The following is an 11,646-nucleotide window of genomic DNA, read 5'->3' on the forward strand; positions in this document are numbered from 1 at the left end:
ATTCAAGGCAAACATTCAAATTTTTTACTTTTTAGTTGTGGGTTGTGAGTTTAAATCGGATTCAAGTGATTTTCGGCGGCTCTCGAAACCCGGTTGCTTCGTAGATGCCTTTATTTGCAATCACTCTTTTCTTTTATGGGCGGGTAGGATGCCCACCACACAAAAAATTCAGTCTCTGTGGAACAGGCATCTTGCCTGTTGCTGACAATAGTGCAAGATGTGAGCTTTAACTGATTTTGAGTTGTCTGTTAGCTACGGTCAATTTTAGGACAAATGTTGCTTCAAAAAATCTCGAATTTGCTTGAGCTGAAATCCTTTAGCAAGTTGGCGCAGGTGATGAACGAAAGGCACTAATGTCGGGTCAGAATCTTCGAGTTTAGCAGTCTCTTCCAGAATAGCTTCAATATCGCCCATTGCAGCCAATCTTAACAATGCCGAGACGGACTCTGAGGCAGGAGACACCATCGTTGAGTCAGCAGCAGCAATCTCAGAACATGCTTTTGCAGTTTGATCTATCCGCTTTTTGGTTTGTGAGCCTTCTTCGTAAACCCATTCTAGTCTCAAATGCAGGCGCAATAATTCTAAAAGCTCATTAGTTTGAATCGGTTTGGTGAGAAAATTATCGCAACCTGCAAGTATGCTCTCTTGCTTGGTAGTCTCGTAAACGTTAGCGGACAAAGCAAGGATAACCGTATCTTTTAATTCCGGCAACTGTCGCAGCCGCCTGGTAGCTTCCCAACCGTTCATGACGGGCATCAGCAAATCCATTAAAATTATATCCGGTAGAAATTCCTGTGCTTTGTGCAAGCAGTCTTCGCCGTCTGTAGCTTGTGCAATTTCAAATCCTAAATGAAAAAGCAGCCTCTGCAACATGGCGCGATTTACTTCGTGATCGTCCACTATTAGCACTTTCCGCTGGGGGCCGGTAAAACCTAAAAGCCGCCTTTTTTCTTGCCGGGAGGGGAGTTCAGAAGACTGGGCGACTGCTGGCAAGTCTAGATCCAACCAAAATATACTACCTTTGCCGGAGGTACTTTGGACGCGAATTTGGCTGCCCATCATTTTGGCTAATTTTTGGCTGATAGAAAGTCCTAGTCCGGTACCTTCGACGAAATTGTTATGATCGCCCACTTGATGAAAAGGCAAAAATATTTCTTCTAATTTATTCTGCCCGATGCCAATGCCGGTATCTTCGATTTGAAAGCGAATTTTAGGGGTAGGGGCACGATCGCTGGTATTGTCTGCTGTTATCACCTCGCGGGCTTCTTGTGTTCCCTGCGGCTGGCTCGACATTTGCTGCGCGTCTAAGTTCGCGGTCAAATTGATCGTTTGGGTGGCAATTTCCGCTGTAAAATTACAAGTTTCGCAGTTGGTTTGAGGATAATTATCGGGGAATTTTTCTGCATAACCGACTTTGAATGTAACGCTGCCGCTGTTCGTAAACTTAACGGCATTGCTGAGCAAATTAATCAAAACTTGACGCAACCTTTTTTCGTCAGCCAAAATGCCGTCGGGCAGCGCTGACACCTGCTCGTAATTAAAGGCAATTCCTTTTTGAGCCGATCGCATCTGGAACAAATCAATAATACTTTTAACAAAGCTGAAAAAATGCACGTTTGTCAGCGACAGATCCATTTTACTAGCTTCGATTTTTGAGAGGTCTAAAACGTCATTAATCAGCATCAGCAGGTGGTTGCCGCACTGCTGAACGTTGTGGAGACTTTCCTGCTGCTCAGCGGTAAAATTTTTATCCAGTTTGAGCAGTTGAATGTATCCCAAAATCCCGTTCAAAGGCGTCCGCAATTCGTGGCTCATGTTGGCGAGAAAGTCGCTTTTAGCACGGTTGGCGGATTCGGCGGCTTCTTTAGCTAATTGCAGGGCGGCTTCTGCAACTTTGCGATCGTCAATTTCAGTTTGTGCTTGTTCAAATAGCATTGATTGCTGAATGGCGATCGCCAACTGCACCCCCAATTGTTTTAGGCACTCTCCCTCGAATTCCTGCCAGGGACGCGGGCCCTTGCAGTGGTGGGCAATTAACAGCCCCCACAAGTTTTCGCCTTGCAAAATCGGCACTACCAGATTCGCTCTCACATCGAGCCGAGTCAACAAAGCCAAGTGGCAATCGGCCAGGCCGGCATTGCAAACATCTTCTGTGGCTCTAATTCTGCCGTCTAGGTAAAGAGTAACGTAGGCTGCCCCAAAACAGGGGTCATAAATTTCCGTTCCTACAATTGCTCGGACATTTTCGGCAACCGACTCGACAGCGATAAATCCGCTCCAATCCGGATTGAATTGGTAAATAACAGTACGGTCTACTTGCAAAAACTGCCGCACTTCTTCGACACTTTTGGTAAGAATTTCTTCGAGATTGAGAGAAGATCTAATGCGTTCCAGCATGGCTACTACCAACTGTTCGCGCTTTAACTTTTGGCGCAAAATTACTTCTGATTCTTTGCGTTTTGTGATGTCAGTAATTACTCCAATTAAGCCGATGGAATTACCATTACTATCGTGAATACTGTCGGCTCGCACGAGAGCAGTTACTGCTTCGTAGCTCTTAGTTCGCATGGCCACTTCGCCACACCACGAGCGACCTTGGCGAAGGCTTTTATAAATTTGTTTATAATTTTTATGCCGGACGTAAAGCGCCGTCATATCGCCAATATCGTTAAGTTCTTCCACGGTGTAGCCGTAGCGCTGAATGAAGGCTTGATTGTGGTAAAGAGACCGCCCTTTCAAGTCGGCGATCACGATCGCATCACTGGTACTTTCGACGGCTTGAGTGACCTGCAGTAAAGCTAATTCTGCTGCTTTGCGATCGCTAATATCCGTCATCGAACCCACCATCCGCAGAGGGTTTCCGGCTTCGTCCCACACTGCTTGAGCGCGGGCGAGCACCCACTTATAGCTACCGTCTTTGCACTGCAAGCGGTATTCGGCGGCGTAATTGGGGGTTTGGCGATCGAGATAACCTTTGATCGCTGCTTGCACTCGTGAGCGATCGTCTGGATGGATGCGATCGATCGATGCGCTGTGGATGCTTTCAATTTCGCCGTCTGCGTAACCGATAATTTCTTGCCAGCGGGCAGATCTAAAAGCTTCATTTGTTTGAAGATTCAGATCCCAAATTCCGTCTTGATTGCCTTTGAGAACTAACTGCCAGCGTTCTTCACTTTTACGCAATTCTTCTTCAGCTTGTTTGCGCTGAATATGATCGCCCAACTGAGTCGCTACAGCCTTGACCAACTCTACTATACGCGGTTCCATAATCGAACGATCGCGCTTGCAGAATACTAAAACTGCCAGCACCTTTGAGCTAGCGTGAATAGGCACTCCGAAACAACCTTTCAATCCGACTGATGCCGCCATTTGCGATCGGGCAAAAATATGATTCGTGGCTACAGAAATATCTTCAATCCATTCTACATTTCTGCTTGACCAAATCCGTCCAGGTACTGCCACTCCGGCGGCAAATTTAATTTTTTTACTTTCGCGGCCGAACCTCTCTAAATCGCGATCGCTAGCGTACCAAGTTTCGCTGTGTTCCAAACAAGTACCGTTAGCAGACGGTATCCAAGCTTCCGCAAAATTCCAGCCGATCGCATTACACAGCAACCGCAGGATATCTGGGAGGGCGCTGTGAAAATCGGCTGACTGACTAATTGCTTGAGTTGCTGCCAGCAACAGCTTAATTTCATCTTCTGCTTGCTTGCTTTCTGTAATATCAGTTCCCGTGCCGAGAATTTGTTTTAACTTACCGTCTGCTGTTTTTGCAAATACAGTATCTCGGCTGACAATCCAGCGCCAAAAACCATCCTTGTGCCTGATTCGGTATTCAATCTCAAATATATCCCCTTCCATTCCCGTTTCGACTTGCACTAAATAATCAGGTATTTTGATTGAATCTTCCGGGTGGATTAAAGTTGACATCATCCACGGCCCGATCGCCTCAATCTCCTCTACTGTATAGCCGAGAATGTGGTATATAGAAGCGTTCGCATAGATATTTTTTTGTTCTATTAAGTCATAAACATACAACATATTAGGACTTGCCCCAGCAATTTGTTGAGCGAACCGCTGGCTTTCCCGCAGTGCTGCTTCTGTTTTTTTTCTTTGGGAAATATCGCGAACAATGCAAATGATTTCCCCGTCGGGCAGCATTGTCAGCGAGACATCTATAGGGACTTCGGATCGGTCGCGACGGCATCCTAATGCTTCGGTGCTGTAAGAACCTTTCTGCACTAAATTCGGCAGGACTTCTTGCTCGAACCTTTGCAGCTCTGCACCTTGGTAGAATATTTTCCAACTTTTACCTAAGATTTCTTCGAGAGAGTCGTAACCGTAGATTTTTAGTCGGGCTGCGTTGCAATAAATCACCTCTTTGTCGGCACTGAATATGGCGATACCTTCGGAAGCTTGGGCCATTGCTGCTGCTTGCCTCTGGAGTACGGACTCGGATCGTTTGCGTTGAGTGATGTCGCGGACGATCGCGATAATTTCGTCATCCGTGCAGAAAACAATTCTTGCTTCAAAAGCGTACAGTTCATCATTAACTGGCATTTGATATTCTACAACTTGAATCTCGTCGTTGTCGATCGCTTGTTGGTTGCGAGACAAGATTTTTTCAACAAAACTAACCGGCAATATGTCTTGTGCTTTTTTGCCAATTACTTTTTTTTGATGTAGGAGATTCGGGAAATCTTTGGCTGGTTTGAAGTCTACAAACGTGCCGTCTGCCCGACAGCGAAATATCATGTCTGGTATCGCATTTAAAAGAGCGCGATTCGTGGCTTCACTTTTACGCAATTCAGCTTCAGCTTGCTTGTTCAATGTAACGTCGCGGGCAACTGCATAAATCAAACCTTCTTCTGCAAACGGCGAGGCAGTCCACGACAGCCATTTATAATTGCCATCTCGGCAAATATAGCGGAGTTTTACGTTAACAATTGAACTGCCCTTTTTGAGTTCTTCTAATTGGCTCAAACAGGTATTTCTGTCTTCTGGATGCACGAATTCGACCCAAGGTTGGGCTAACATTTCATCGCTGCTGTAACCTAATACAGTAGACCAAGCCGGGTTTAAGCGCTTGAAATAGCCGTCAAAACCTGCAATGCAAAGTAAATCCAGCGAGATATTAAAAAATCTATCGCGGTCTTGTTGGGTGTGTTTTAACTCGGTGACATCCATCACCAAGCCATCCCAAACTATATCGCCGTTGGCTTGCTTTTCTGGCTTCGACGCACCTTGCAGCCACTTCACTTTGCCTTGGATAATTTGCCGCCACTGGTGCTGCCAAGGTTGCAGAGTCGTTGCTGACATTTTGATCGATTTTTCAAAGCCTGTGAGGTCATCTGGATGAATTGTTTCATAAGCAAAATTTTTCTTTTTTTCTATATCTTTCGCTTCTAATTGGTAAAGGTTTTTGCTGCCAGAAGAAACGTAAGTAAAATACTTTCTGCCACCCGCTTCGAGCCGGAACTGATAAATCATTCCTGGCACGTTAGATGCCATTTTTTGAAACCTAGCTTCGCTCTCTTGCAAAGCTAATTGTTGGCGTTTGTACTCGGTAACATCTCGAATTGTTCCCACTAACATTTTACTGCTGTTAGTTGCTTGACAAACACTTTTTTTGATAGAAATTATGCGTTTCTTCCCAGTGGAGTCTGTAAATTTTTCTTCCCTTTCTTCAGCGATGCCTGTTCTGAATACCTCTTCGTCTTTTTGCCAAGACCTTTTGGCTTTTGCTGGTGACAAAAATTCGTATCCCGACTTACCAATCAGTTCTTGTCGCGTTTTTCCCATTAAATCGCAGAAAGCGTCGTTTAATACGATCCAGCGATGCTGCTCGTCTTTGACAAAAATTGGGTCGGGAGTAGCATTAATCGTGTGCTTGAAAAACTCTTCTGATGCTTTTAATTTGTGTTCGTAACGGTAGCGATCGCTGACATCCAAGATTACTTTTATCATCCGCTCTATCGAGCCGTCGCGGCCGCGAATACAGCGCAGGGAAACTCGAGTGTAAACTATTTCTCCATCTTTTTTGCGCCACCGTTGGTCTAAAACATAGCCTTCACTCTCCCCGGCTAAAATTTTATTTAACTGCTCTAAACTAGCCTGCAAGTCTTCAGGAAAACCCCACCGTTCCCAATCCTCGTGCAAAAAATCTTGGCGATCGTATCCCAGCAAATCACACAAAGCATCGTTCACTTCCAACCACTGGCATTTTTCTGGGGCTGAGGGGGAAATCGGAGGAGCAAGAATGGCAATTCCGACGAGAGAATTCTCGACTACCGAGCGATATTTTTCTTCGCTTTTTCGCAAAGCTTCTTGGTTGTGCTGTCGCTCGACTGCGTAGCGCAGCGATCTAATTAACACTTCGCTGTCGATTTTTCGCTTGACTAGATAATCCTGAGCTCCTGCTTGGATTGACTGCAGGGCGAGTTCTTCATCGTTGCGCGCAGTCAGTACGACAATCGGAGTATTTAGGCTATATTCTTGTATTTTGACAATTGTACTTAAGTCTTGGCTGTCGGGCAGCGAAAGATCAAGTAAAATCACATCAAACTGTTCGCAGACCAAAAGTTCCTGCGCTTTGCTGAGACGGTCTGTACAACTTACTGATACCCTTTGGGGTTCGGCTCTACTGATATTTGTTTCTAATAATAATTCTTCGATCAGATCGGCTTCTGCTTGATTATCTTCGACCAGAAGAACTTTAAAGCCGTTGCACTTTGCGGGGGGGCTCAAAACTGATATCATATACCTTGTTTTTTGTCATAAGGCAGTCTAGCACACTATTATAGCATATAAAGAATTCTATAGCCACAAATCCCGCCTTTCCCAGTTAAAAACTCTTTCGTTCAACAATTACAATGCACTCTCTCTCATAGGTGCGACTCTTCTCAACAATTCGCTTTCCGGCCCATTTCACAAAGAGTAAATTTTATTGGGAGGGCTTCTTCTAACCAGCCCTTAAAAGGCTTATTGAAAATGGTGCAATATCTAATATCTATGCGACTGTGTTTTCCTCTAAGTAGGTCAAGGCCATCAAAGGTAAAATTTTTAGGGTTTTTACAAGCTGGGTTTCAGGAGGAAACTAAGCTGCTGAGTGTTTTTTTGGGCGATCGCCCCTGTGAACCGATTTTAGATTTTAGACTTTAGATTTAGTCCACAGATGAATCGGGGAGGTTGAACTAAAATCTAAAAGTTTGGGCGACTCACGACTACTGTGGGAAAGTAAGTATCTGTTTTTGGGCAGGTTCAGCCGATCGCGCGATCGAACCCCACCCTTTGTTGTCCTTCAATTCTCCTACCAACACCATCCAAGCGATATCCCCGCACCAATGAGCGCTCAACCCAAAAAAAGCGGGGCGAACTATCTTCACTATTCATATTTTTATCACTTCTTTTATAATACCTTAAATAAACTCATTACTGCGATTTCTTTACTTTTTGCAATCAAATAAAAAATCTCCACAGGCCTTGCTATTTAGCAAAAAAGTGATAATCTTGAAATAGAGGCAATCGAAAACTCGGTTGATACAGCCTAGGAAAAAATCACAGAATTTTGGTAACAAAATTACAATTCATCAAAATAAACCGTCTTTTGTTTACTGTCCTTTGACAGAACTGAGATGAAGTTTAGAGGAAAAAAGCAATGATCGAAAAATTAGAAATTGCACCACGACCCGTTTTAATTCCCAAAGAAAAAGCCTTAGTATTATTGTTTGATGAAGTCGGCATCGCCGACATCCCATTAGTAGGCGGGAAAAATGCTTCTTTGGGCGAAATGATTCAACAGTTAACCGCCCAAGGAGTCAGAGTTCCCAACGGATTTGCAACTACAGCACACGCTTACCGCTACTTCATCGAGTCGGCGGGTTTAGAAGCTAAATTGCGCGAAATTTTTGCCGATTTAGACGTAGAAGATCTGCAGAACCTGCGACAAAAAGGCAAGCAAGCCCGCGCACTAATTCTCGACACACCATTTCCGCGAGAACTCCAAGCGGCGATCGCGGATGCTTACGAAAAATTGTGCGATCGCTACGGCGACAGTACAGACGTAGCAGTGCGTTCCTCCGCCACCGCAGAAGACTTACCAGACGCCAGTTTCGCCGGACAACAAGAAACCTACCTCAACGTCCAAGCTTGCGCTGGCGTCCTGGAATGCTGTCACAAATGCTTTGCTTCCATATTCACCGATCGCGCGATTTCCTACCGCCAACAGCGGGGTTTCGACCACTTTGAAGTCGCCCTATCAGTCGGCGTCCAAAAAATGGTGCGATCGGACTTAGCATCCTCCGGCGTCATGTTCAGCATCGACACCGAAACCGGATTCAAAAACGCCGTATTAGTCACCGCCGCCTACGGATTAGGCGAAAACGTCGTCCAAGGAACCGTCAACCCCGACGAATACTTCGTCTTTAAACCAACATTAAAACAAGGTTTTCTCCCGATTCTAGACAAACGCCTCGGCAGCAAAACACTCAAAATGGTGTACGATATCGGCGGTTCTAAATACACCAAAAACGTCTCCGTCATAGCAGCCGAAAAAAATAAATTTGCCATACAAGATGATGAAATTCTGCAACTAGCCAAATGGGCAGTCATCATCGAAGAACACTACTCTAAAGTGCGCGGAACTTATACGCCGATGGACATTGAGTGGGCAAAAGACGGCAATACGGGCGAATTGTTTATCGTCCAAGCGCGACCAGAAACAGTACAATCTCAAAAGTCAGCTAAAATTTTGCGAAACTACAAATTGCAAGGTAGCAGTGCAGTTTTAGCAAAAGGACGCGCCGTTGGCGAATCAATCGGACAAGGAAAAGCCCGCGTGATTTTAGATGTTCACAGAATCGCTGAATTTCAATCAGGAGAAGTTTTAGTTACTAACAAAACAGACCCCGATTGGGAACCGATTCTGAAAAAAGCAAGTGCGATCGTCACCAATTCCGGCGGCCGCACTTGTCACGCAGCCATCATCGCCAGAGAAATGGGAATTCCCGCCATTGTCGGCACCGGCGACGCCACCCAAATCTTGCACAACGGGCAAGAAATCACGATTTCTTGTTCGGAAGGAGACGAAGGCAAAGTTTATGCCGGTTTGGTTCCTTTTGAACTTCAAGAAACTGCGATCGAGAATTTACCCCGCACCCGCACTCAAATTTTAATGAATGTCGGGAACCCAGAAGAAGCCTTTGGTTTATCAGCAATTCCTTGCGACGGCGTAGGCTTAGCGCGGCTAGAATTCATCATTGCCAATCACATTAAAGCACACCCGCTGGCACTGATTCACTTTGACGAATTGGTGGATGAATCAGTCAAAGAAGAAATTGCAGAACTCACAGCACTTTACCAACACAAACCCGATTTCTTCACCGACAAACTCGCCCACGGAATTGCCACAATTGCCGCCGCATTTTATCCAAATCCAGTTATCGTGCGGATGAGCGATTTCAAGAGCAACGAATATGCTAATCTTTTGGGAGGGCGGCAGTTTGAGCCCAAAGAAGAAAACCCGATGATCGGGTGGCGCGGCGCCTCTCGCTACTACGACCCAAATTACCGCGAAGCTTACGCTTTGGAATGCAAAGCATTAAAACGAGTTCGCGACGAAATGGGCTTGACAAATGTGATTCCGATGATTCCATTTTGTCGCACCCCGGATGAAGGGCGAAAAGTGTTAGCCGAGATGGCAAAACACGGTTTAGTTAAGGGCGAGAACGGCTTGCAAGTGTATGTGATGTGCGAATTGCCGAGCAATGTCATATTTGCGGACGAATTTGCCCAAGTTTTTGACGGATTCTCGATCGGCTCTAACGATTTAACTCAGCTAACATTAGGATTAGACCGGGATTCTGCTTTAGTCGCGCACATTTTTGACGAACGGAATGAAGCTGTCAAGCGAATGGTAGCAATTGCGATTAAAGCTGCCAAGAAGTACGATCGAAAGATTGGGATTTGCGGTCAAGCGCCCAGCGATTATCCTGAGTTTGCTCGTTTCTTGGTTGAGTTGGGAATTGATTCGATTAGTTTGAATCCCGATTCGGTTTTGAAGACTTTGTTAGATGTTGCTAAGGTGGAAGGCGCGGGTTCGTTGATGGATTTAGCGGGGGATATTGCTAAGGTTTAACCGTTTTAGTTTTTGAGAGCAACCGGGTTTCTTAAAAAGTTTGTGGGACGGGCGGGACGCCCATCCCACAATAACAATTAAAATTGTAAGTTATTTAATTCGCCCTCCTCAGCCGCCAGCTAATGCTTAACACAGGGGCGGCATAGTTTGAGAATTGAGCGGGAACTTTTCTTATTTAAAACCGTCTTTTCGGGGAGGATTTTTTGTGGCCATCGCCTAAATCAAAAAACATATTCTCCACATACGCTCTGAAAAAGTGCTAACTGCTCTCCTGATTATTTTCATAGGTTTAGCTCCCTCGCTGCTGTCTTTGTGGGTGATGCGCTATGCCCAGAGCCAAGCCCGCGACAGAATTGCAGCGGCCAGACTTGCGGTAGCGAATAGACCCATGCGAGCTCAACTACCAACTGCCGATCGCACTTACATACAAAGCCTCGCTTATTCGATCGGCGATATCACTTGCGAGTATAACGCCCGCTCTAATTACATTCGCTGCGCTGTCAATCCTTCTGGGCCCTGTCAAGATTGTCGGTACTACCAAGCCAGAACTCTTGACGCTCGCGGTGAAAAGATATAGCTTATATTGGTGCTTGTATCTATACCTATTTGGGGATGTAATAATCAATGAGTTAATATATACTTACGTGTAAGGCTTATTGTTGAAGCTTGTTTTGGACGACCCACGCCCAAACTCAGCACTTAAAACCTAATCGAGCATTATTGCTTGGTTACAGTTGGCATAACAGGGGAATTGCGATCGGTGTTTTTCTAGTTGAGGATTTACGATCAGAAACAAAGTTTAGATGATAAATTTTGGTTGGGCGACGAGGAATCTAGCCATAAATTGGGTTTCTAATCTCCTGGGCGTAACTCCTGCAGTTAAGAAAATTAGCCAACAAAAATCGTAATTAGCCCAGGAGCAAATCTCCAAATCAGTTTCTCCAAAACATCATGAAAAATTCTGCACCAAACATTGTCCCGAGCATTTCTCTTAAACAGAAACCAGCTCGAAGACTCTAAGTTGACAGTTTGAGAAGTTGCTTGTGGGCGACACTAATCTGTTTTTGCGATCGTAGCGAAACAGTCTCAAACCTAGATTGCTATCTCCAGACTCCAAGTCATGAATTTTTAAGACGCTTCGTCGATACAGGGTATGCCAATTTCAATTGAATCTCATATGTTGCACCATTCTCAAGAATAGGCTTTCCGGCCTGTTCCACAACAAGTGAATTTTATTATGGGCGGGGCAGGAGAACCCCCCCATAAAAGGGTTATTGAGAATGGTACAAGATCTCAGTTGAATAACACTTCGGGCACGGTCGCCATAATTATGTCACGGCTATAACTCCCTAATTAATGTCTGGTTGCTATTGTGAACAGGGCTTGCACACCAACACCAAAGAAACCGAGTTGTTTAGCGGGAGCGAGGGCTGGAAAGAAGTCTTTTCGTGCCTCAAACCGGGTTTATACGTCTAGAAATAGTTAATTTTCTCTGCAAATAAAATGCCTTA

General features: G+C 45.1%; 4 protein-coding genes. 2 read left to right on the forward strand and 2 right to left on the reverse strand.

All coding sequences use genetic code 11. The features are described 5' to 3' along the window. Positions 1 to 264: 264 nt before the first annotated feature. Both D0A37_RS25470 and D0A37_RS29205 read right to left on the reverse strand, forming a co-directional pair. Positions 265 to 6,759: a PAS domain S-box protein gene (locus D0A37_RS25470; protein WP_242718684.1), complete on the reverse strand. Its 6,495-nt coding sequence runs from the start codon at positions 6,757 to 6,759 to the stop codon at positions 265 to 267. A 501-nt stretch (positions 6,760 to 7,260) separates the two neighbouring features. Next, positions 7,261 to 7,392 (reverse strand): hypothetical protein, encoded by a 132-nt coding sequence (locus tag D0A37_RS29205; protein ID WP_278187114.1) that lies wholly within the window; start codon positions 7,390 to 7,392, stop codon positions 7,261 to 7,263. Between the two features lie 265 nt (positions 7,393 to 7,657). Here D0A37_RS29205 and ppsA point away from each other — a divergent pair, with 265 nt between their 5' ends. Beyond that, positions 7,658 to 10,135: a phosphoenolpyruvate synthase gene (gene ppsA, locus D0A37_RS25475; RefSeq protein WP_242718686.1), complete on the forward strand. Its 2,478-nt coding sequence runs from the start codon at positions 7,658 to 7,660 to the stop codon at positions 10,133 to 10,135. A 256-nt stretch (positions 10,136 to 10,391) separates the two neighbouring features. Then, the gene (locus D0A37_RS25480; RefSeq protein WP_242718688.1) at positions 10,392 to 10,712 is read left to right on the forward strand and encodes a DUF6464 family protein; all 321 of its coding nucleotides are present in this window, start codon (positions 10,392 to 10,394) and stop codon (positions 10,710 to 10,712) included. Positions 10,713 to 11,646: the final 934 nt, after the last annotated feature.

Source organism: Microcoleus vaginatus HSN003, assembly GCF_022701255.1.
Taxonomy (GTDB): Bacteria; Cyanobacteriota; Cyanobacteriia; order Cyanobacteriales; family Microcoleaceae; genus Microcoleus; species Microcoleus vaginatus_B.